This window comes from Paenimyroides aestuarii (genome assembly GCF_024628805.1).
In the GTDB taxonomy this organism is placed as follows: domain Bacteria; phylum Bacteroidota; class Bacteroidia; order Flavobacteriales; family Flavobacteriaceae; genus Flavobacterium; species Flavobacterium aestuarii_A.
In genome coordinates this window covers 2786024-2810203 of the sequence record NZ_CP102382.1, presented here as the reverse complement: position 1 = coordinate 2810203, position 24180 = coordinate 2786024, and the positions used below count along the sequence as shown (strand labels likewise).

Annotated in this window: 16 protein-coding genes and 1 other RNA gene; 7 read left to right on the top strand and 10 right to left on the bottom strand. The window is 35.0% G+C overall.

Going from position 1 to position 24180, the window contains the following annotated elements; translation table 11 throughout:
- Positions 1 to 148: 148 nt before the first annotated feature.
- Positions 149 to 5152, top strand: coding sequence for a choice-of-anchor L domain-containing protein (locus tag NPX36_RS13580; protein ID WP_257499268.1), 5004 nt, complete (start codon positions 149 to 151; stop codon positions 5150 to 5152).
- Positions 5153 to 5223: 71 nt separating this feature from the next.
- Here NPX36_RS13580 and carB read toward each other — a convergent pair whose 3' ends face one another.
- Positions 5224 to 8073, bottom strand: coding sequence for a carbamoyl-phosphate synthase large subunit (gene carB / locus NPX36_RS13575; RefSeq protein ID WP_257499267.1), 2850 nt, complete (start codon positions 8071 to 8073; stop codon positions 5224 to 5226).
- Positions 8074 to 8211: 138 nt separating this feature from the next.
- Complete coding sequence (gene rpmH / locus NPX36_RS13570; protein ID WP_008464848.1) at positions 8212 to 8373, bottom strand: 50S ribosomal protein L34; 162 nt, start codon at positions 8371 to 8373, stop codon at positions 8212 to 8214.
- Between the two features lie 211 nt (positions 8374 to 8584).
- On the opposite strand from rpmH, the gene NPX36_RS13565 reads away from it, so the two are divergent.
- On the top strand, positions 8585 to 9148 hold the full coding sequence (locus NPX36_RS13565; RefSeq protein ID WP_257499266.1) for a DUF2892 domain-containing protein: 564 nt from the start codon (positions 8585 to 8587) through the stop codon (positions 9146 to 9148).
- Positions 9149 to 9313: 165 nt separating this feature from the next.
- On the opposite strand, the gene ssrA is transcribed toward NPX36_RS13565, so the two are convergent.
- The 6 genes from ssrA to NPX36_RS13535 form a co-directional block, all read right to left on the bottom strand.
- Positions 9314 to 9715: a transfer-messenger RNA gene (ssrA, locus tag NPX36_RS13560) on the bottom strand.
- Between the two features lie 280 nt (positions 9716 to 9995).
- Positions 9996 to 10640 carry a response regulator gene (locus tag NPX36_RS13555; RefSeq protein ID WP_257499265.1) on the bottom strand — a complete coding sequence of 215 codons (645 nt, stop codon included), beginning with the start codon at positions 10638 to 10640 and terminating at the stop codon, positions 9996 to 9998.
- A 32-nt stretch (positions 10641 to 10672) separates the two neighbouring features.
- A complete protein-coding gene (locus NPX36_RS13550) occupies positions 10673 to 13318 on the bottom strand; it encodes a DNA gyrase/topoisomerase IV subunit A (protein WP_257499264.1) in 2646 nt (881 codons plus the stop codon).
- 49 nt (positions 13319 to 13367) lie between these two features.
- Positions 13368 to 14342, bottom strand: coding sequence for a virulence protein RhuM/Fic/DOC family protein (gene rhuM / locus NPX36_RS13545; RefSeq protein WP_257499263.1), 975 nt, complete (start codon positions 14340 to 14342; stop codon positions 13368 to 13370).
- A 3-nt stretch (positions 14343 to 14345) separates the two neighbouring features.
- The gene (gene fic / locus NPX36_RS13540) at positions 14346 to 14894 is read right to left on the bottom strand and encodes a protein adenylyltransferase Fic (protein WP_257499262.1); all 549 of its coding nucleotides are present in this window, start codon (positions 14892 to 14894) and stop codon (positions 14346 to 14348) included.
- Between the two features lie 20 nt (positions 14895 to 14914).
- Positions 14915 to 16765 carry a DNA topoisomerase IV subunit B gene (locus NPX36_RS13535; RefSeq protein WP_257499261.1) on the bottom strand — a complete coding sequence of 617 codons (1851 nt, stop codon included), beginning with the start codon at positions 16763 to 16765 and terminating at the stop codon, positions 14915 to 14917.
- A gap of 367 nt (positions 16766 to 17132) precedes the next feature.
- Between NPX36_RS13535 and NPX36_RS13530 the strand changes: the two genes are divergently transcribed.
- Positions 17133 to 18131 (top strand): cation diffusion facilitator family transporter, encoded by a 999-nt coding sequence (locus NPX36_RS13530; protein ID WP_257499260.1) that lies wholly within the window; start codon positions 17133 to 17135, stop codon positions 18129 to 18131.
- On the opposite strand, the gene NPX36_RS13525 is transcribed toward NPX36_RS13530, so the two are convergent.
- Both NPX36_RS13525 and NPX36_RS13520 read right to left on the bottom strand, forming a co-directional pair.
- Positions 18121 to 18882: an ABC transporter ATP-binding protein gene (locus NPX36_RS13525; RefSeq protein WP_257499259.1), complete on the bottom strand. Its 762-nt coding sequence runs from the start codon at positions 18880 to 18882 to the stop codon at positions 18121 to 18123. The genes NPX36_RS13530 and NPX36_RS13525 overlap by 11 nt on opposite strands.
- 3 nt (positions 18883 to 18885) lie before the next feature.
- Entirely contained in the window at positions 18886 to 20097 is a 1212-nt protein-coding gene (locus NPX36_RS13520) for an MFS transporter (protein ID WP_257499258.1), read from the bottom strand.
- Between the two features lie 113 nt (positions 20098 to 20210).
- On the opposite strand from NPX36_RS13520, the gene NPX36_RS13515 reads away from it, so the two are divergent.
- The 4 genes from NPX36_RS13515 to NPX36_RS13500 all read left to right on the top strand — a co-directional run bounded on the left by NPX36_RS13515 (position 20211) and on the right by NPX36_RS13500 (position 24139).
- Complete coding sequence (locus NPX36_RS13515) at positions 20211 to 21059, top strand: transketolase (protein WP_257499257.1); 849 nt, start codon at positions 20211 to 20213, stop codon at positions 21057 to 21059.
- 16 nt (positions 21060 to 21075) lie between these two features.
- A complete protein-coding gene (locus NPX36_RS13510; RefSeq protein ID WP_257499256.1) occupies positions 21076 to 22536 on the top strand; it encodes a hypothetical protein in 1461 nt (486 codons plus the stop codon).
- Positions 22537 to 23490 (top strand): transketolase family protein, encoded by a 954-nt coding sequence (locus NPX36_RS13505; RefSeq protein ID WP_257499255.1) that lies wholly within the window; start codon positions 22537 to 22539, stop codon positions 23488 to 23490. It abuts the gene before it with no gap.
- Positions 23491 to 23551: 61 nt separating this feature from the next.
- On the top strand, positions 23552 to 24139 hold the full coding sequence (locus NPX36_RS13500) for a hypothetical protein (RefSeq protein WP_257499254.1): 588 nt from the start codon (positions 23552 to 23554) through the stop codon (positions 24137 to 24139).
- The last annotated feature ends 41 nt before the right edge of the window (positions 24140 to 24180 follow it).

Here is a 24180-nt window from a genome sequence, read left to right as displayed (position 1 = left end):
TTAAAAATTTGATGCAAAATCAATTACATTTACGGTTATTTTTAAAATGTATATTAAAAAGTTGCATTATTAGAATATAATCCATTTGGAGAAGTACTTTTAAAAATAGGAGTATCTTTTTATTAAATAACCATTTTTCTGGTAAACTATGAATCTGAAAAAAGTGAAGTTGCTTAATGATTCCACAAAAAAACGAATCAATGTTCAAAACCTTTTTTGGCTGTTTTTGTTTTCATTTGTGATTAACTATCTTAGTTTAGGACAATCCTTACCCACTCGAATCAACATTCCAAATAGCACCCCACCCGTTGTGCCTTTAGGTATTGGTGATTTTATAGAGGTTAACAATGCCTCCAGTGCGCAAAGTGCATTTACCGTTTCGCAATTGATAAATAATGTGCTCATATCTGGTGGTGGTAACTGTACAAGTGCCAATGCTACGAATGTTGTGGTTTCGCCCAATTTGCCGGCAACAAACTTAAACAGATCATGGGGGTATTTTAATAAGGCAAATGCTAACTTTCCTTTTCAATCGGGTATTGTTCTCAGCACAGGTTTTGCTCGAAAAGCAGGTAATAACTTTATTAACCCTGTGCTTTCTGATAACCTCAATTCAGGAGGTGATGTTGATTTAGCCAATGTGCTAAACATTTCACCTATGGTATTATATGATGCCACTTATATTGAATTTGATTTTGTGCCTATAACCAATCAAATTACTTTTAATTATATACTCGCATCAGAGGAGTATGGCGATGGATATGAATGCAGTTTTACTGATGCATTTGCTTTGTTGTTAAAGAAAGTAGGAGATCCTACATATACCAACTTGGCTGTTTTGCCCAATTCAGGAGGAGTTGTAAGTACATCTAATATTCATCCGGCTGTGACAGGATCAGCAGGCTCTTGCGGAGCTGTAAACCAACAATATTTTGGAGGATACAATACCACAAATTCGGATATTAATTTTCAAGGAAGAACCATTCCATTGACTGCAACAGCAACTGTTATTCCTGGAGAAACCTATCATTTTAAAATGGTAATTGCAGATTATGCAGACGATAAGTACGATACAGCTGTTTTTTTAGAAGCAGGCTCTTTTGATATTGGTGTAAAGATTACAGATACAGCAGGGAATATTTTGCCATCAAACATAAAAAAATGTGAAGCTACGCAAGTAATTAAAGCTAGTGTTTTAGCTACAAATGCAACCTATAAATGGTTTCTTAATAATGTGCAAATTCCTGGTGCAATTTCAGATTCATACACAGTAACACAAACAGGTACTTACTCAGTAGAAGTGACAGTACCTTCTAGCACCTGTGTGAGCACAGCAAGCATTACGGTTGATAACGGTACTGTACCGCCACTTGATCTTACTGATATTAATGGAACCATTTTGCCAAGTAATTTGTTGCTTTGTGAAACTGTAAACACCACATTAAAAGTTACAACTTCTGCGGCGAACCCAACTTATCAATGGTATTTTAACAATACAATTATTTCAGGAGCTACACAAAGCACCTATACTGCCACTCAAATTGGAAATTATTCCGTAAAAGTAGCATCTAGCAATTTTGATTGCCCAGCAACAGCTGCGGTAGATGTAAATATAACTACACTTGTACTAAATACGCCAGTAACTTTACAAGGCTGTTCTCCAACAAATACAGCTGTTTATAATCTTACAAATGCAGAAACATCCATCTCAACCCTTTCGGGAGTTACTTATTCTTACTACGAAAATTTAGCTGATGCACAGGCTATAAATGCCAATACTATTGCGGTACCAACAGCTTATAGCTCTGTTTCAAAAACAATATACGCCGTAGCAAGTTGGGGACCATGTTCGAAAATAGCTGCTATAGATTTACAAACGGTACTTTCACCAACAATTATTAATCAACCCGTTAATCAAATAGTTTGTTTAAATAATAATGCAACAATAAATGTAAATGCAGTAAATGGAGTAGGTTATCAATGGCAGGTAGATACTGGTAGTGGTTTTACTAATTTATCAAATAATACTGTATATTCTGGGGTTACCACAAATAGTCTTACTATTTCAAACGTTACCAATAGTTTAAATGGCTATACATATAAAGTAATAGTAAAAAGTAATTGTTTAAATGATTTGGCATCAAACGCAGTTACGCTAACAGTATCCCAAGTTAAAGGAAGTTTAACACAAACCAATGTGTTGTGCTTTGGTGAGAGCAATGGAAGTGCAACTGTTTCTGGTAATGGAGGATTAGCACCATACAGTTACTTATGGTCAAACAATGCTACAACAGCAGCAATATCTGGGTTAAGTGCCGGAACATATAGTGTTGTTATCACAGATGCAAATGGTTGTTTTGGAACAGAAACAGTTGTTATTTCGCAACCTACAGCACTTACCAATGTTGTAAACGTTAAAAACTTAAGTTGCAACAACGCCAATGATGGAACAATTGAGGTAATTCCAAGTGGTGGTACTCTACCATACACCTATACATGGTCGCACAATACCGCTACAACACCTAAAGTTACGGGTTTATCAGCAGGAACTTATACAGTCACCGTAAAGGATGCTTATAATTGTATAAAAACTGAAAACATCACCATCACTGAACCAAATGCCCTATCTGCAAGTATAACATCTAAGAATGTGGGTTGTTTTGCAACAGCAACTGGTGAAGCTGCTATTACTGTTATTGGCGGCACTGAACCATATACCTACTTGTGGAGTAATGGAGGTAACACAGCAAACATTTCTAATATAAGTAAAGGCAATTATACCGTTTTAGTTACAGATGCAAATGGCTGTTCTTTAACAAAGGCTGTGACCATAACAGAGCCTAATGTTTTAAAAGTAGCTACTACCCAAACGAAAGCTGGTTGTAACGGATCCCTAACCAACTCCGTAATAGCTATGCCAACAGGTGGTACACAACCATATACCTATTCTTGGTCAAATGGTGCAACCACTTCGACTGTTGATGATTTAGTGCCCGGCAATTATACTTTAACGGTATCAGATGCAAATGGTTGTACAGTAACCGAAAGTGTAACCGTGGTGCCAAACGTAGGATTATCTTTAAATTTTAGTAAGAAAAATGTTTCGTGTAATGGACTTGCTGATGGAAATATTACTGCAACTATCGTTGGTGGTAGAGCACCTTATACCTATAATTGGTCAAATGGAGCAACAACAGCATCAATTAGTAATCTATCGGCCGGAACCTATTCTTTAACCATAACAGATGATTATGGTTGTACGTTTAGTGAGAGCGTTACGATTGACCAACCAGATGTTTTAAATATCGCTTATCAGCAGAATAACGTACTTTGTTACGCAACTACTACAGGAAGTATTAGTTTAAATGTAACGGGCGGAACACCACCTTATACCTACCAATGGTCTAATGGCAATACATCGCAAAATATAAATCAATTACCTGCGGGTTTATACAATGTGTTAGTAATCGATAGTAAAAATTGTACCGCATCACAAAATATTTATATTACCCAACCAATAGATATTCCACAACCTGTAACCACAAATCAAGTTTTTTGTATCAATGAGAATGCAACTGTAAGTGATTTAGTCGTTACTGGAACCGATGTGAAATGGTACACAACTCCTTTTGGTGGAATACCTTTAAGCGAAACCCAACAGCTAGCTACTGGTAGTTATTACGCTTCACAAACCATTAATGGTTGCGAAAATTATACACGAGCAGCGATAAATGTAACGATAAATACAACCAATATACCAACAGGTTTAAGTGTTCAAGAATTTTGTGAACCTTATACACCTACTGTTGGGGATTTGAATGTAAACGGTCAAAATATCAAATGGTATGATAAAGCAACAAATGGTATACCTTTATCTGCAACCACAAGTTTAGTTAATGGAACAACTTATTATGCCACCCAAACAGTTAATGGTTGTGAAAGTACCAACCGCTTTGCGGTGGTAGTAAACATTTACCCGAGTAATCCTATCACAACAACAAGCCTTGTCATTTGCAACACCGCATTGATTCAAAATATCTCAATCGATAATTTCAGTAGCTTGCAATTAAAATGGTACAGCAGTTTAACAAGTACACAAGCATTACCAAGTACACATTTGCTCACAAACGGTGTGTATTATGTAAGCACATTTAATTATAACTTGTGCGAATCGGTTAGAAAACCTCTACAAATTATAACCACTGCAGGTGTAACAGTGCCAATTGTTTCTACACAACAAGTATTTTGCAACACTGCTTACGTTTCCGATTTAGTTGCAAACGGAATGCCGGGAGCAACTATTAATTGGTACAGTTCAGCACAAAGTGTTACACCTTTAGCAGCAAATACACCTTTATTAACAGGAACTTATTATATAGAGCAAGAAATATTGCCATGTAAATCACCAAGAATTGCTGTAGCTGTTCGTGTTTATCCTACTACAGCACCTATTATGACTGATTTTGTTTTGTGTGCAGGCGCAACAGTTGGCGATTTATATTTAAAAGCTTCTACTTCAACTAAATATGTATGGTATGTTGATAATTCTTCCACAACACCTTTACCCGATACGTATAGCTTAACAACGGGTTATTATTATGTAGCAATAGATTATTCTGGATGCACATCAAGCAGAAGACAAGTTCATGTAAAAGTGAATACACGCCCCAATTCACCTACAGGATTTTTAACGCAAAATTTTACGCATCAAGCCAAAGTGGCCGATTTGATAATGAATCAGCCTTATGTTACATGGTATTTAAGCTATAATGATGCAATAAATAGAATGAATCCTCTAGACGTTTCTGATTTTCTAGAAGATGGTGTCACTTATTATGGCGTAATAATTGATGAAAATGGCTGTCCAAGCTATCCAACCGCTGTAAAAGTAGGTATTACGCTTTCAGTAAATAACTTTGATTTAGCTGGTTTAAAATATTATCCAAACCCGGTAGAAAACGATTTAATAGTTAGTTACAAACACACCATTGAAAGTGTAGAAGTGTACAACATTATTGGGCAACGAGTTTTAAAACAGTCAAATGATAATGAAACCGTTAAAATCAACTTTTCGCAATTCAGTTCTGGTACCTATATGGTTAAATTGTTTTCAGAAGAACACACACAGTTTATTAAGATTATAAAAAAGTAAACCTTTAGAATCTAAAAAAAATCCGTTTCTAAAATATTAGAAACGGATTTTTTTGTGCTTTAAAAAAGCTGCTATTTACTTAAATACATTTTTCTGCGGGTGTATAAATCGTAAAAAGCGTCGTCTTTTAAACTATCGATAAACAGAATGCTTTCTCCCGTTGATTTCATTTCAGGTCCTAAAGCTTTGTTTACTTTCGGAAACTTGTTGAAAGAGAAAACAGGTTGCTTAATAGCATATCCGTTTAGTTGTGGGTTAAATTTAAAATCGGTTACTTTAGCGCCCAACATTACCTTTGTAGCATAGTTCACATAAGGTTCGCCATAAGCTTTTGCAATAAACGGAACCGTACGGGAAGCACGTGGATTGGCTTCAATGATATATACCGTATCGTCTTTCACTGCAAACTGAATGTTGATTAATCCTTTTGTTTTCAAGGCAACCGCAATCTTTTTAGTGTGATCTTTAATCTGTTGCAATACAAACTCACCTAAATTGAATGGGGGCAGTGTAGCGTTTGAATCTCCTGAATGCACACCACAAGGTTCAATATGCTCCATAATTCCAATAATGTACACATTTTCGCCATCGCAAATCGCATCAGCTTCTGCTTCCACAGCTCCAGCTAAATAATGATCTAGAAGCAATTTGTTGCCTGGAATCGATTTTAATAAATCAATTACATGCTCTTCTAATTCTTTTTTATTAATAACGATTTTCATTCCTTGACCACCCAAAACATACGATGGGCGTACTAATAAAGGAAAATCTAATTCGTCTGCCAATTTCGCTGCTTCTTCGGCAGTAGTGGCTACTCCAAATTTAGGAAAAGGAATATGTAAATCGGTTAGTAATTCAGAGAAACGTCCGCGATCTTCAGCTAAATCTAAAGCTTCAAAACTTGTTCCAATGATTTTAATTCCGTATTTATCTAATTTTTCGGCCAACTTTAAAGCGGTTTGTCCGCCTAATTGTACAATTACCCCCTCTGGTTTTTCATGACGAATAATATCGTATATATGTTCCCAATAAACGGGTTCGAAATACAATTTATCGGCCGTATCAAAATCGGTTGAAACCGTTTCCGGATTACAGTTGATCATGATGGTTTCATAACCACATTCTGATGCAGCCAAAACACCGTGCACGCAAGAATAATCAAACTCAATTCCTTGACCTATTCGGTTGGGACCTGAGCCAAGTACCACAACTTTCTTTTTATCGGTTCGAACCGATTCGTTGGCTGTGTAAACTGTGCCGTCTGCTTTTTCAATACCGGCTTCAAAAGTAGAGTAGTAGTAAGGTGTTTGTGCCACAAATTCTGCCGCACAAGTATCCACCAATTTGTACACACGGTTAATGTTCATTTTTTCGCGTAAAGTGTAAATTTCACTTTCTAAACAGCGCAACATGTGAGCAATTTGGCGGTCTGCAAACCCTTTTTGTTTGGCTTCTAACAATAAATCTTTTGGAAGAGTTGCCAAAGTGTGTTTTGATATTTCTTGCTCTAAAGCATACATTTCTTCGTATTGCTTTAAGAACCACATGTCTATTTTAGTAATTTGTTGAATGGTGCTTAGCGGAATCCCCAATGCGATGGCATCGTAAATCACAAAAACACGATCCCATGATGCATGCTCTAATTTATCTAAAATTTGATCGTAATTCGTGTATCCTTTTCCGTCTGCACCAATTCCGTTTCGTTTTATTTCTAATGATTGGGTGGCTTTTTGTAAGGCTTCTTGAAATGAACGACCAATTCCCATAACTTCACCAACCGATTTCATTTGAAGACCAAGTGTTCTGTCGGCACCTTCAAATTTATCAAAATTCCAACGAGGTATTTTTACAATAACATAATCTAAAGTTGGTTCAAACAATGCCGATGTTAATTTGGTGATTTGGTTCTGCAGCTCATCAAGAGTGTAGCCTAATGCCAATTTTGTAGCTACTTTTGCAATAGGGTAGCCAGTTGCTTTTGATGCTAATGCAGATGAACGCGACACACGAGGGTTGATTTCAATAGCGACGATATCTTCTTTTTCATCGGGTGATACTGCAAACTGCACATTACATCCACCTGCAAAATTTCCGATAGAGCGCATCATTTTTATAGCCATATCGCGCATGCGTTGAAACGTGCGGTCCGATAAGGTCATTGCTGGTGCTACGGTAATTGAATCACCGGTGTGAATGCCCATAGCATCCATGTTTTCAATAGTACAGATAATTACAACATTGTCGTTTTTATCTCTTAATAACTCTAATTCGTATTCTTTCCAGCCCAATAATGCTTTGTCAATCAAAACCTCGTGTATAGGCGATGATTCTAAGCCGTGTGTAAGAAGTTCGTCGAAATCTTCTTCTTTATGCACAAAAGCAGCTCCTGTTCCACCCAAGGTAAACGATGGACGAATTACCAACGGGAAACCAAATTCTTGGGCAACTTCTTTTCCTTCCAAAAACGATGTGGCAGTTTTTGCAGGTGCAAAAGGAATATCGATTTTTGCTAAAAGTTGTTTAAATTGTTCGCGGTCTTCAGTGACATTAATGGCGTTGATATCAACCCCAATCAATTTTACATCAAAATCTTGCCAAATACCTTTTTCATCGGCTTCTAAACACAAATTCAAGGCTGTTTGTCCGCCCATTGTTGGCAAAACAGCATCGATTTCTGGATGCGCCTTTAAAATTTCGATGATTGATTTGGTGTTTAATGGTTTTAAATACACATGATCCGCCATTGATGGATCGGTCATAATGGTTGCTGGGTTCGAATTGATCAAAATAACTTTAATTCCTTCTTCGCGCAACGAACGTGCCGATTGCGAACCAGAGTAATCGAATTCACAAGCCTGACCAATAATGATTGGACCAGAACCAATGATTAAAACTGTTTTAATTGAATGATCTTTAGGCATTATTTATAGGGTGTTGTTATAATTGTTGTATTCAAATGTACTTATTCTTAATTAAAAAGAAGAATGAAGTGTTTAAAAATAAAAGATATAAAAAAAGGCGACACTTAAAGTAACGCCTTTATTTATGATGATCCATCATTATTTTTTGTGTCTTGGTTCGCTAGAAACCGTTAACTTATGTCTTCCTTTAGCTCTTCTACGTGCCAATACTTTTCTTCCGTTAGCACTTGCCATTCTATCCATGAAACCGTGTTTGTTTCTTCTTTTTCTTTTTGATGGTTGAAACGTTCTCTTACTCATTGCTTCTTATCTTTAAATATATATTTTATAAATGTTCAGCTTTGAAATCAGTGCTTCAAAACCGAGTGCAAATATACAAATCCTTTTAATACCTACAAATTGTTTTTAAAATTTATTTTAAATTTCTGCTACTTATTGCAGGATTCTTGCCAGGTATTTTTTGTGGCTTGCAGTATTTTACTACATTTGCAAAATTAAAACAAAAACGATTATGATTCACAAGAATATAAAAATTGTTGCAGCAGCAGCGTTATTGGCAACTGCTGTTTGGCAATTTACCGAGAAAAATATTGGAAATGGTATTTTTTTATTGATACTAACACTATTAGTGGTTTTAGTTTATTTTAAAAATGAAATGCTTATTATGACCTTGTTTAAGTTTAGAAAACAAGATATGGAGGGAGCCAAACGCATTTTGTCGAAAATTAATCCAGAAACCGCTTTAATAAAAAACCAACAAGGATATTATTTTTATTTGAATGGAATTATCAACGCGCAAAATAACTTAAACCAAGCCGAAAAAGATTTTCGTAAAGCAGTTGATTTAGGACTTAATCAAAAGGAAGATTTAGCAGTGGCAAAATTGCAGTTGGCAGGTATCACGATGAGTAAAAACCGTGCTGCTGAAGCTCAAAAATTAATTGCAGAGGCTAAAAAGCTTGATACGAAAGGTATGCTGAAAGAGCAAATTAGCATGATGGAAGGGCAAATGAAACAAGCGCGCGGACAAAAAGTGCCAATGTGGTACAACCAAAGTAAAAAACGTGGGTTTTAATAATAGGTACAGAAGCTCTAATCCAATTAGGGCTTTTTTATTCTTTAGGTTTAATAAACTACGGAATATTTTGTAGTTAAAATGGAATATTTCAAACAATACCAAATTATGGTAATAATTAAAATAAAAATGCATTGACTTAAAAATCAATGCATTTTTTTATTTCAGTGGAGCCGCAGGGAATCGAACCCTGGTCCAAACAAGCAATCAAAGAGCTTTCTACACGTTTAGTTTTTGTTTAAATTTTCGTTGTATAGCTTTGCCAAAAACAACCACTACACACTTAACCTCTTTAGATTTCGAGTAACTTCCGAGGTGCTATTTACTCTAGATTTATATTTACGGTTCCTTATTACAAAACGCCATAAATCAAGGCTTTTTTAAGGAATTTAGCTTTCCTATCTTATAGGACAAGGCTTGATCTTACTATAATTCAGAATTAAGCAGCTAAAGCGTAGTTTTCTTCGCCGTGTAAAAAAAAGTTCATTCATGATATTTACGAGCTGTAAATGAGCGCTCGACGTGCTTACTTTTCAATTCCACCTGCTGTCAAAACCGATCGGCCCCCAAAAAGTGGTACAAAAATAATAAAAAAAATCCTGCTATACAAGCAGGATTGGTTTCATTTGAACTTTAAGTAATCAACAAAACAACATATACGTTCTAAACCTAATCTAACCTTATTAAAACGTGAAAACCTTAATACTCCCTAATTATTTGCCCAATAATTTTTCATATTATGTTCAAATGTTTTACAAATGTAAGGGCGTTGGTTTTATATTTACAACTATGGATTTAAAAGTTAACAAAATGTGAGCAAAACACTCATTTCATGTAGTATTTTATTCTACAAATATCCATTTTCTATGGCTGCTTTCACCAAACCTTTGTCATCTTGTGCTTTCATCACTTGCTTCATTTTGGCAATTCGCTTTTGAATGGCGCTGTATGATATCGGAATTATTTTGTCTAATTCCACGATTTTATATCCTTTTGAAAGTAAATATAATATTTGACGGTTGTAGTCGTCTATCAGTGATTTATCATTTAAAGATTCATTGAATGTTTTTTGAATAAAATCGCTGTAAAACTTACCCTGATCTAAAACAATTTGTATTAATTCTAACAAATATTCGGGTGTGAGTTCGCCTTTGGTAACGAAACCATCGGGTTTTGCGTTTTTAATAATATCTAGAATGTAGATTTTTTCGGTGTGTGCGGTTAGTAATATTACTTTGCAATATGGAATGATTTGGCGAATGAAATTAGCTGCATCAATCCCGTTTTTTAATTGTTCTTCTTCAAAACTTGGTATGTTGAAATCAACCAAAACCATGTCCGTTCGTTTTGCTTCGGCATTGTTCGAAAAATAGTCAAAAACAGCTTCGCACGAAGCCAATTTAACAATTGTGCTTTGCGGATAATTTTGCTTTATAACATTGGCATATCCTTCTAAAATAAAAGGATGATCGTCAATTATGACAAAATTCATATATTTTTTATTTGTGTTTAAAATGTATTCGTTTATTCTAGGTTAAAGCCAATTTGACCGTCTTCTTCAATCGTTAGAGAGCTTTCATCAACCGTGTCGGTAAAATTATTTTTTTCGGATGTTTCTTCTTCCAAAACCTCTTCATAGGGCAACGATTCTAAAAGATTCATCATTTTTACCTTATCGCTTGTTACTTGATTTCCTTGTGCTTTAATACCTTTTACTGCGATAAATTCTTCAAAATTTATAATTAAAGGCTCTTTTTCAACACCTTTACTTTTTGCGAATATTATTTCTGCCATTGGTCGGTAATCTGTAGAAACAATTTCTAAACGGGCATACGGATGTTCGGAAATAAAGAGTTCTTCTTTATTTACAGATTCCACTATAAATCTTTTCCCGAAATACTTATCTTTTTCTGGATCAAAATATATGCATGAAATGGGTTTTGTGGGAATCCATTTTTCCAATACAATAATATCATCGTCAAAGTGTGTGGTTAATTCAGGAATAATTGTTTTTAATTTTCCGCTTTGAGTAATAATCAACAAACGATCTTCGGGTTTAAATTCGCCTAAAAGCTCGCCTCTGCCATCCACATTTAAACGGTGAACGGTATCATCGAACCAAATTTTTCGAGGACGAAGGGTAGAAATTCCTTTCTCTTTTAGTTCAATTTTCTTTATTGGATATTTTGTGACGATGTTTCCTTTTGATGTGCGACCTTTTATAAGCAAATCGGCAAAATCTAAATCGAATTTTAGTTTTTTTACGTTGCTTAATTGTCTTAATAAAATAGTTACTACCTCTGCTTCACCATTTGGATTACTTGAAAAATAAAGTACTTGAGAACCTGGTTTTTCTTGAGTTAGATCATAGACTTTATCTCGGGTGATACTTGAAACACTGAAACGCTTCACAAACGATGAGCCTGTTTTTCCATCGCGGTATATCATGTTATAAATAGTGCGTTTATCGTTTTTGTTGAAAACCGCTGCATGAATAATATCTTTACCCACAAATTTTTTCTCTTCGATTTTTGATACCGTCATACTGCCGTCTCGCAGAAACACAATCACATCGTCAATATCTGAACAGTCTGCAATGTACTCGTCTTTGCGCAAAGCAGTTCCAATAAATCCTTCTTCTCGGTTTACATACAGTTTTTGGTTGCGCAATACCACTTTTGTTGCTTCGATATTATCAAAGTTGCGCAATTCGGTTTTGCGTTCGCGTCCTTTGCCGTATTTTTCTTTTAAGTTGGTGAAGAATGAAATGGTAAAATCAATGATATGCTCAATATTGTATTTCACTTTTTCAATATCGCCTTCCAAAGCATCTAGTTTTTCTTGCGCTTTATCTAAATCGAAACGAGAAATACGTTTAATTCGTATTTCGGTCAATCGCACTATATCTTCTGTGGTAACAGCTCGTTTTAAATGTGAGGTGAATGGTTTTAATCCTTCATCAATAGCAGCAATTACACCTTCCCAAGTTTCTTCTTCTTCAATATTTCGATAAATTCTGTTTTCGATAAAAATACGTTCCAGCGATGAAAAATGCCATTGTTCTTCCAACTCGCCCAATTCGATAATCAGTTCTTGTTTTAGCAAATCAACCGTTCGCTCGGTAGATTGTTTTAACATTTCTGAAACGCCTGTGAAAAGGGGTTTGTTGTTTTGTATCACACAGCCTAATGGCGCTATTGAAACTTCACAACTTGTAAATGCATACAACGCATCGATGGTTTTATCAGGCGACACACCCGGCGGTAAATGAATTGCAATTTCAACTTCAGAAGAGGTATTGTCTTCTACCTTTTTTATCTTGATTTTTCCTTTTTCGTTTGCTTTTAAAATGCTATCAATCAATGAAGTGGTGGTGGTTGAAAAAGGAATTTCTTTAATAACAAGTGTGATTTTATCTACTTGCGAAATACGTGCACGAACCCTTACTCTTCCTCCGCGTGCGCCATCGTTATAATTAGATACATCGGCAATACCCGCAGTTGGAAAATCGGGATACAGTACAAACGGTTTCTTTTTTAATATTTTGATGGAAGCATCTATTAACTCAATAAAATTGTGTGGAAGAATTTTGGTTGATAAACCAACTGCAATACCTTCGCCACCTTGCGCTAATAAAATTGGGAATTTTGCCGGTAGATTGATTGGTTCGTTTCTACGGCCATCATAGGAAAGTTGCCACGGCGTGATTTTTGGCGAATACAAAACATCTAACGCAAATTTACTTAAACGTGCTTCGATATAACGCGAAGCTGCCGCATCATCTCCCGTTAAAATATTTCCCCAGTTTCCTTGTGTATCTATTAATAAATCTTTCTGACCGATTTGCACCATGGCATCGCCAATACTTGCATCGCCATGCGGATGGTATTGCATGGTGTGCCCCACGATGTTTGCTACTTTATTGTAACGGCCATCGTCTAATTCTTTCATTGAGTGCATAATGCGGCGCTGAACTGGCTTAAAACCATCTTCAATTGCGGGCACAGCACGCTCTAAAATCACATACGAAGCATAATCTAAAAACCATTCTTCATACATACCCGAAACTTTCTTTATGGTCTCGGCTTCGGTGCTTTCCAAACTATTATGATCCAATTCGGGATCGTAATTGTTTAGTTCGGCATCTTCGTTATATTCTTCGTTATTCATTTGAATAATTATGTTTTATGTAATATTCTCAAAAAAAACTTAAATTGAGTTAAAAATTTAAAATTGATTTCACTATTCCTATCATTTTTTCTTTATCTGCGGGATTTGATTCTGCAATTAATATTGTAATAACAGTTAGTGTTTCGGGAGATATTTTATTATGAAACGGATACTCCGCTTTTTGCAAAAACCAAATAAAACTAAAAGCCCCACTCCGCTTATTTCCATCATTAAAAGGATGATTTTTAACAACAAAATATAATAAATGTGCTGCTTTTTCTTCTATTGTTGGATAAGCATCTTCACCAAAAACAGTTTGAAATACGTTTCCAAAAATTCCTTCTAAATTTCCTTTCTTTTTTTCTTGCGCAAACAAAACAGTTGCCTCACCTTTATTAATTAATTCTTGTTTTAACTTTTGTAGATCTTTTGATAAATCTTTTGCCGATGTTTCTATCTCTTTTTTAGTACCTTGCGTTGGAAAATTATTTCTATCATAACTATCTAATGCAAAAAAAGTTCCCGAAAACGATTCTATAAGTGTTAAAACATCTGTTGCTTTTAATTGACTATTTTCTTTTGTTAGAATCTTTAAATCTTCAAGCGTTTTAATAAATTGTGCTTTATTCCGTTTTAAAAATTCTTCATTGATTGTGTATCCTTTTGTAATATGTTGGTTAAGCAATTTTGTTGCCCACTGCCGAAATTTTGTTGCTATTTTTGAATTTACTCTATAGCCAACGGATAGTAACATATCTAAATTGTAATAAGCCACTTGTTTTGTCTGGGTTTTATTTTTAATTGCTCCGTGCTGAGTGGTAGTTGCAAAAAATGCAACAACCACATCTTTTTGTAGCTCTTCTTCTTTAAAAATGTTATTTATATGTCTGGAAATAACTGATTTATCTCTTCCGAAAAGGGTTGCTATTTGGTCAAGGCTTGCCCAAACAGTATCTTTTTCTCCATTTATGCGAAGTTCTAAGGCTCCGTTTTCGGACTGAAATATAATCAATTCGTTTTCCATAATTTAATCTTTTTTTTCGTAACCTTCGTAGTAATAAGACTGCTCAATTCCTTTGAAAATAATTTCACGGTTATCTATATCATTGGTTAAATTTTCGGCGAGCAAAGTTCTTAACTCCAAATCGTTAATCGGGCTTCGTTCCATTGCTTGTAAATAAAGCGTTTTATCTACAAACTGCCAATTAACTATTTTTTTTAACCCATTTTTTAAAATTAAATCAAGCCAAATACGCATGGTTCTTCCGTTGCCTTCCATAAAAGGGTGTGCGATATTCATTTCTACATATTTTGCAATAATTTCTTCAAAAGTGTTTTCGGGCATTGCTTCTATTTTTACAAGAATTTCATTTAGATACAACGCCGTTGCAAATCGAAATCTGCCTTTTGAGATATTCAACGTACTGATTTTTCCCACAAAATCGAAAAGATTATTAAAAAGATATTTGTGAATTTGTTGTAAACCTTTTGTAGTACCAATTTCTATTTCATTAATAAATCCGCTATCAAATAAGCGAAACGCATTTTCTAAACTTGTTTTATCAATGTTTTTCATTCCTAAATAACAGGTTTTATTTACTCCACTTTATCCAACTCCACTTTTAAATTATCAATGATAAACTCTTGTCTATCAGGCGTGTTTTTGCCCATGTAAAACTCCAATAATTTTTCGATAGATGATGATTTATCTAACATTACCGGTTCTAAACGAATGTCTTGGCCAATAAAATTCACAAACTCATCGGGCGAAATTTCACCCAAACCTTTAAATCGGGTAATTTCGGGTTTTGGTTTTAATTCTTCAATGGCATCGATACGCTCTTGTTCCGAATAACAATAGATGGTTTTCTTTTTATTGCGAACCCTAAAAAGCGGTGTTTGCAGTATGTATAAATGTCCTTCTTTTATCAATTCTGGAAAAAATTGCAAGAAAAATGTAATCATTAACAATCGAATGTGCATACCATCCACATCGGCATCGGTTGCAAGCACAATATTGTTGTATCGCAAATTTTCATAATCTTCTTCAATGTTCAAAGCGGCTTGCAATAAATTAAACTCTTCGTTTTCATACACAATTTTTTTTGTCATTCCGTAGGTGTTCAAAGGTTTTCCTCGCAAACTAAAAACGGCTTGTGTGTTTACATCGCGCGATTTTGTGATGGAACCAGATGCTGAGTTTCCTTCTGTAATAAAAAGGGTACTTTCTAAACTTCTTGGGTTTTTGGCATCGGTTAAATGTACGCGGCAATCGCGCAATTTTTTATTGTGTAGCGATGCTTTTTTTGCACGATCTTTTGCCAATTTACGAATACCCGAAAGTTCTTTGCGCTCGCGTTCTGCTTGAAGAATTTTCCGGAGCAATGCATCGGCGGTTTCTGGATTTTTATGCAAAAAATTATCCAGGTTTGTTTTTATAAAATCGTTTATAAAGGTACGAACAGTGGGCAAATCAGGTCCCATGTCGGTTGAACCCAATTTGGTTTTGGTTTGCGATTCAAAAACAGGTTCTTCTACCTTTACTGAAATAGCCGAAACAATGGATTTGCGAATATCAGACGCTTCAAAGTTTTTGTTGTAAAACTCTTTTATGGTGCGAACAATTGCTTCTTTAAATGCGGATAAGTGCGTGCCGCCTTGGGTGGTGTTTTGACCATTTACAAATGAATAGTATTCTTCGGAATACTGCGTTTTACTGTGGGTTAAAGCAATTTCGATATCATTTCCGGTTAAATGAATAATCGGATAAATCATATCTTCTTCGGTGATTGTTTCTTGCAATAAATCTTTTAAACCATTTTCAGAAACAAATTTTTCGCCATTGTAAATAATCGTTAAACCCTTATTCAGGTAACAATAATTTTTAAGCATTCGCACAATGTAATCATTGCGGAATTTATAGTTTTTAAAGATGGTGTCATCTGCTGTAAAAGTAACTTTTGTTCCTTTGCGTTTGGTGGTTTCAACCAAATCTTCTTCTAAAGTTAAATTTCCGGCACTAAATTCAGCCGCTTTTTGTTGGTTATCGCGCACCGATTCTACACGAAAGTAAGACGACAAAGCGTTTACAGCTTTAGTACCTACACCATTTAAACCGACTGATTTTTTAAAAGCCTTAGAGTCATATTTTCCACCTGTATTCATTCGCGAAACCACTTCCACAACTTTTCCAAGCGGAATACCCCGACCGTAATCGCGTACCGAAACTGTGCGGTCTTTAATGGTGACTTCGATTGTTTTTCCGGCACCCATTACAAATTCATCGATACAGTTGTCTAACACTTCTTTAATGAGAATATAAATACCATCATCAGGCGAAGAACCATCGCCTAATTTACCAATGTACATTCCTGGGCGTGTACGAATGTGTTCTTTCCAATCTAACGAGCGGATGTTATCTTCAGTATACTGAGATTCTTGTTGCATAAATTGTAGTGAATTTGGGTAAAAATACATAATTTTATGCAGATTTGAAAGTGTTTTTTATTGGTATTTTATTTAAAGATATATTCATTAGAGTGGTTGAGCATTATATGTTTTTTATTCGATTGCGGCACTTTTTATAGATATATGGGTACCACTCGATTTAACATCAGGTAAAATTACTACCCATTTTTTTTAGGAGATTGCTTGCGGTGTTGCAAAAGTGTAAAATCTCGTAGGAATTGTGCGCACTCAACCAACTTGTCAGTCAATTCATAAGTAAGCATAGCTTTATAATAATAAATAGGTAGTAGGCTGCTTTTTTAGAATGGAATCACTAACTTTGAATGAGTAAAAAACGAATGTGTTAATGAGCAATTCCGCCACCGAAAACTTTAAATTCCAACGGATAATTACCATTGTTGGAATACTTCTTTTTATTGTTAAAATATATGCTTGGTATGTTACCAATTCGGTTGCAATTCTTACCGATGCTTTAGAGAGTACTATTAATGTTTTGGCTGGATTTATTGGTTTGTATAGCCTGTATTTGTCGGCATTACCAAAAGATCACAACCATCCGTATGGCCATGGAAAAGTAGAATTTATCTCGGCAGCTATCGAAGGTTCATTGATAAGTATTGCAGGTGTGGTCATTATTTATGAAGCCATTGGGGAATTGCAAAACCCTAAAGTCATTGAAAAATTAGATGTTGGTTTAATTCTAGTGGCAATAACAGCTGCTATTAATTATATTTTGGGTTTTTATGCCATTCAAAAAGGGAAAAAAAATAATTCATTGGCACTGATTGCAAGTGGAAAGCATTTGCAAACCGATACTTTTTCTACTATTGGAATTGTGATTGGATTGGTGGTTTTGTATTTCACAAAAATAGCTTGGATTGACAGCGTAACGGCATTGATTTTTGCAGCATTTATCATTTTTACTGGATACAAAATTTTACGGGAATCGATTTCTGGGATTATGGATGAAACAGATAAATTACTATTGAAAGAAGTGGTAGCTTTTTTAAATGAAAAACGACGAGAAAACTGGATTGATTTGCATAATTTACGCATTATTAAGTATGGAAGCACCTTGCATTTTGATTGTCACATGACCGTTCCTTGGTATTTTAATATCGAAGAAGGACATAAAGAAGTGGATGCTTTAGAAGAAACCGTAATAAATCATTTTGGTGATAGAATTGAACTTTTTGTACACTTGGATGCTTGTAAAGAATATTCGTGTAACATTTGCAGTAAAACTGATTGTCCTGTGAGAAAACATCCGTTTCAAGAAAAAATTAACTGGACAATAGAGAATGTTTCAACAAATCAAAAACATCATTTAGATTTTAAAGAATAACAAACTGCTTTCGCTCTTTATCAAAAACAATATCATCCGTATTAAAAAAACGATCAAAAACGCCTTGGTTAATCAAGTTGTTAGTAGTGTTGTGATAAAATTTTTCGTCTTTCAGCAACATAATTTCATCGCTTAACTGCAAAGCTAAATCTAAATCGTGCGTAGAAAATAAAATGCATTTAGTGTGATTCGCACACAGTTTTCTTAACAATTTTAGCAGCCGCACTTTGTGGTATAAATCTAAATGTGTTGAGGGTTCATCTAAGAAAATAAATGGTGTGTCTTGTACCACGGCTCGGGCAATAAGGCTACGTTGCAACTGTCCGTCGCTTAGTTGTGCAAGTTTTCTATTTTTTAAATCGATGATTTCGCAATCGTTCAAAGCGTTTTCAATAAGCAATTCATCTTGTTCCGAAAGCTTATCAAACCAATTTGTATAGGGTTGCCTGCCCAATTTTACCAATTCATACACGCTGAGTTCTTTGTTCACATTTTCATTTGTAAGCACCACACTCACCATTTGGGCAAATTCGTGAACAGAAAAAGCATCCACATTTTGTTCGTTAATCAAAAGTTTTCCCTGCTGTTTATCAAGCAATCCCGAAATGGTTTTTAGCAAAGTAGATTTTCCAATACCGTTGCTTCCTAACAAAGCAGTGAGAGTGCCTGTTTTCAATTCAAAATTCAAATCGGTAAACAGTGTTTTGCCTTTATAACCAATTGATAAATCTACTGCTTTGAACACGTTCATTTCCTAAATCTTTTTCATTATAAAATAAAAACCAATACTGGTAATTGCAATCATTGTGCAATTTACAATCCATAAGTTGGTAAAACCAAAATTTTCTGCAATATATGTTCCCAGCAAGGGCGATGTAATAAAGGCAATTGAAAACGAAATGCCGTTTAATCCCATATATGATCCACGGTTTGCAGGTAAAGATCTATTTACGGCTACGGTTGATGCAAACGGCATGATTAAAATTTCGGAGATAGAAATTAAAAAAATCGAACTAAAAAGTATCAATTGGCTATGCGACGGTATCAATACCAAAAATGCCGCACCGCAAAACAAACTGCCAATAATCATGTTGGCAGAAAGGGTGAATTTTTTCTCGGCAAAATGTACCAATGCCATTTCCAGCACAAAAACAACAATTCCGTTAAAACCCATAAGCAATCCCACTTCTTTTTCATTCATAAAAGCCACATTCTTGTAAAAAAGAGGTAGTGTGTTTAAAATTTGAAAGAAACAAAAGGCATAAATAGCAATAAAAAAGCTGAAAATTAAAAAAACACCATCAGTATATGCCGATTTTACTTTTGCAACAGTTGCTGCTTTTTCAGCTATTACTTTCTTGGGTGCATTTCCTGCCCTATTTTTAAAATAAATAATAAACAGTGTTCCAGCAATAAAAGACATACACGCATTGGCATAGAACAAAAAGTTATACGAGACCGCCGCCAAAAAACCACCAATTGCCGGACCAATAGAATATCCCAAGTTTAAGGCCATTCGGTTTAATGAAAAAGCGCGAGTGATATTCTCGGGTTTGGCATAAAATGAAACCGAAGCGCTGTTTGCCGGTCGAAACAATTCTTTAATTAAACTTAAAAAAAAGATGGCAACACAAAGGTTTTCAAAAGTGTTGAAAAGCGGTACAATCAAAAAAAACGGAATACTGCCAAACAAACTGCAAACCTGAATTTTAAACGAGCCAAATTGATCGGTGAGCCAACCACCAATAAAAGAGCCCAAAATAGAACCCACGCCAAACATACTTAAAACGATGCCGGCATTTTGCAAAGAAAAATCTAAAACAGTAGCCATATATACGCCCAAAAAAGGCAATACCATTGAACCGCTTTGGTTTATAAACATCACCAAAGCCAACAACCAAGTAGCCTTTGAAAGTCCTTTGTAGGCACTAATGTAGTTTTGCCAATACTGTTTTAAAATATTCATTGTAAAAAAAGAAAACACAAGTGTTTATTAAATGTGAACAAAAATAGGAAGTTTTTGCGTGCAATCTTTTAAAAAACTTATCTTTGTGTACTATAAATTTTATACGTTTATAAATGAAACCAAACACACAACAATTACAAGACTTGGTAACACAAGTTCGAAGAGATGTTTTACGAATGGTGCATGCTGTAAATTCGGGTCATCCGGGTGGATCTTTAGGCTGTGCCGAATATTTTGTAGCATTGTATCAAATACTTATGGATCGCAAAGATTCATTTGATATGGATGGCAAAAACGAAGACCTTTTCTTTTTATCAAACGGACATATTTCGCCTGTATTTTACAGCGTTTTGGCGCGCAGCGGATACTTTCCGGTAAGCGAATTGGCTACTTTTAGAAAAATCGATTCGCGTTTACAAGGGCATCCAACCACTCACAGTCATTTACCGGGTGTTCGTATGGCATCGGGCTCGTTGGGGCAAGGTTTATCAGTGGCTTTGGGAGCTGCACAAGCCAAAAAGTTAAACAACGACGATAAATTGGTTTATGTGCTTATGGGTGATGGCGAATTGCAAGAAGGTCAAAATTGGGAGGCGCTTATGTATGCTGCTGCTAATAAAGTAGATAACATCATTGCAACCATAGATTTAAACGGAAAACAAATCGACGGAGCTACCGATGAGGTATTGCACATGGGCAGTTTGCAAGCAAAGTTTGAAGCTTTTGGATGGGAAGTTTTAACCATTGAAAAAGGCAACGATATAGAAGCAGTTATCAACGGATTGCAACAAGCAAAACAAAAAACGGGTAATAAAAAACCAATTATGGTTTTGTTACACACCGAAATGGGCAACGGTGTAGATTTTATGATGAACACACATGCATGGCATGGCAAAGCACCCAATAACGAACAGTTAGAAAATGCTTTAAATCAAAATCTAGTTACCTTAGGAGATTATTAATTTTAATTAAGCATTTATGAAAAAAATTGTTTGTTTAGCAGTAAGTTTAGTTGGCTTTGCAGGTTTAGCTCAAAGCAATCAACCGGTAGAATTTACCAAAAGATTAAATTATAAAATTGAAGTTTCTAATAAAGAACAATACAGCCAAGAAGACTTCAATAACATAAATTATGATCATTATTTAAGCAAAAACAATTCGGAAAGCTTATTGTCTTTTTATTACAACAATTCTGATACAGCAATGTATGGCGGTAGCGAATCTAATTATTTCGTTAGTGAAAACTGGATGATTCCTCTAACGGTTAGCGGCGTTTCAAAAGTGGTAAACTATTCGCCGTATTCGGCTTTTCAAATTGTGAAAGACAGCCAAGTTGTTTCAAAATTAAACCGCTCAGGCAGCATTAATGGAACAAATTGTGAATATTACGCCATTTTAGAAGACATCAACAATAAAGAAACGTATGATTTTTGTTTTTGTGTCGATGCAACCAATAAAATCAACAATACAGAAGCTCTTTTTCCAAATGCAAATTTAAAAGGATTAATTTTATCGATAGAATATAATAATGAAGCTTCGTACAAATTGGTATTTCAATCTGCTGAAAATGTCAATTTGAAATTAAATATAGATGCTGCTAAAGTTTCGAAAGATATTTCTGAATACCAAGAAAGTATTTTAAACGAAGTGGCTGAAGAAACGGCTTACGCACCAACCGAAGCAAATCCCGAAGCATATTATGGAGCCTATAAAGATCCGCTTTATACCTATAGTTTTGATGGCGATGACTTAACGAATTACGATTTATACAATTATATTTCGCCTCTTTATTCGGTAACAACAAATGTTTTGTACAATACAAAAGAGTATGGTTCGGAAGAAGCACCCCTCACAAGGGATCAAGTAGTTGCATTCTACAAAAAAGAATCTAAATCTTTGGTTAAAAACTTAAAGGCATCTCAATTGATTACTTCTGATCAAGCAAAAGAATTAAAGAAATTTTTTAAAGATCAAAACGAAAAAATCAAACAATACGTGCCAAATACAGAAGTTGCCACAGATTATGCAGAAACAGAAATGGTTGAAGAAGTCGTTCTAGACGATGCTGCTTATGCAGATGCTTACTATGATTACACCAAATACCAATCAAATTACAACGACATCAACATTGACCAAATTTCATTGGCTTATGAAATTGATACAACAAACGATGATCAAGTTAAACAATACGCCCCAAATTATTGCGATAATTTAAAAAACAGAATCCCTAATTTCCAGAATAATGATTTAAAAAAACACGTTCACAATTTAACAGGACAAATTTGTGATTTATACCTATATAATAATGGTGGAAGTGTGGATTATTTTGGAACGATCAATAGTATGCGAAAAAGCTTGTTAGAAATAGAAAAATTACGAAGTAGTTTATCGCAAAAAGATCAAAAATTACTTTTAGAATTTATAAAGATTTTAGATTAAATGAAAAAATACACCAACTTAGGAAGTAAAGATACACGCTCTGGTTTCGGAGCCGGATTAACAGAATTAGGCCAAAAGAACGAAAACGTTGTGGCGTTGTGTGCTGATTTAATTGGTTCATTAAAAATGGACGATTTTAAGAAGAATCATCCGGAACGCTTCTTTCAGGTAGGAATTGCCGAAGCCAACATGATTGGTTTAGCTGCCGGAATGACCATTGGCGGCAAAATTCCGTTTACTGGAACATTTGCCAACTTTTCAACAGGCCGGGTTTATGATCAAATTCGTCAATCGGTTGCCTACTCAGAGAAAAACGTAAAAATTTGTGCATCGCATGCCGGATTAACTTTGGGAGAAGACGGTGCAACACATCAAATTTTAGAAGACATTGGCTTAATGAAAATGTTGCCTGGAATGACCGTGATCAACACTTGCGATTACAACCAAACCAAAGCTGCAACATTGGCAATTGCCGATCACCAAGGACCGGTTTATTTGCGTTTTGGTCGCCCAGTTGTGCCAAATTTCATTCCAGAAGATATGCCGTTTGAAATTGGTAAAGCTGTACTTTTATCAGAAGGAACCGATGTTACCATTGTAGCAACTGGTCATTTAGTTTGGGAAGCTTTGCAGGCTGCTGAAGAATTAGAAAAAGACGGAATTGCAGCAGAGGTTATCAACATACACACCATTAAACCCTTAGATGAAGAAACGATTTTAAAATCGGTAGCAAAAACCGGTTGTATCGTAACTGCAGAAGAGCACAACTATTTAGGCGGTTTAGGCGAAAGTGTTGCAGGTGTTTTAGCTTTAAACAAACCAACACCGCAAGAATTTGTAGCAGTAAACGATGTTTTTGGAGAATCGGGAACACCCGAAGCTTTAATGGAAAAATACGGTTTAAATGCAAAATCAATCGTAGAAAAAGCAAAAAAAGTAATCAACAGAAAATAGTTTATTCAACTAACAACCTTGCCAAAGTATTAAACTTTGACAAATTTTTATTAGAAAAATCATGAAAAAAATAGTTTTTTTTATGTTCTTGTGTATAAACTTATATACATTAAATGCACAAGAATTAGATAGTAAATTAGAAAAAATTTCGGGTAAATATGTGGGCGAATTTACCGCTTTTAAGTACAACAATGGACAAACAGAAGAAACCGTTTCTTGGAAAGATACTGTTACAACTTCTGCGCCTATTGCCACCGAAACATCTGCATATATGAATGTTACTAGTGAAATGGTGTTTAATAACCCTCATATTCCACCTTATAAGATGCAGTTTAAAGAAGGTTTTGAACAATTGAAAAATGAAGAAATAAAACACTTTATTGAAGTGATGGGAACAAAGTTTTATCAAATAGAAGTTCCTAATAATACCTTTATAATTAGTCAGCCTATTTCTAAATTCGAACTTTCCCAACTAGGTTTTACGAATGCCAAGGAAGCTTACCATACAACTGTAAAAGTTGTTGTAAACAAAGAAGGGCAGGAGGTACACAATATTTCAAGAATATCAACTATTAAAATAGATAATGACGGGAAAGAGGAAATTGTTCAATTTTTGAGTATGAAAGGGCACCATACTAAGATCGAATAACAACTTCTACTAAAATTGTATAAGCACAATACTTGCTTTCT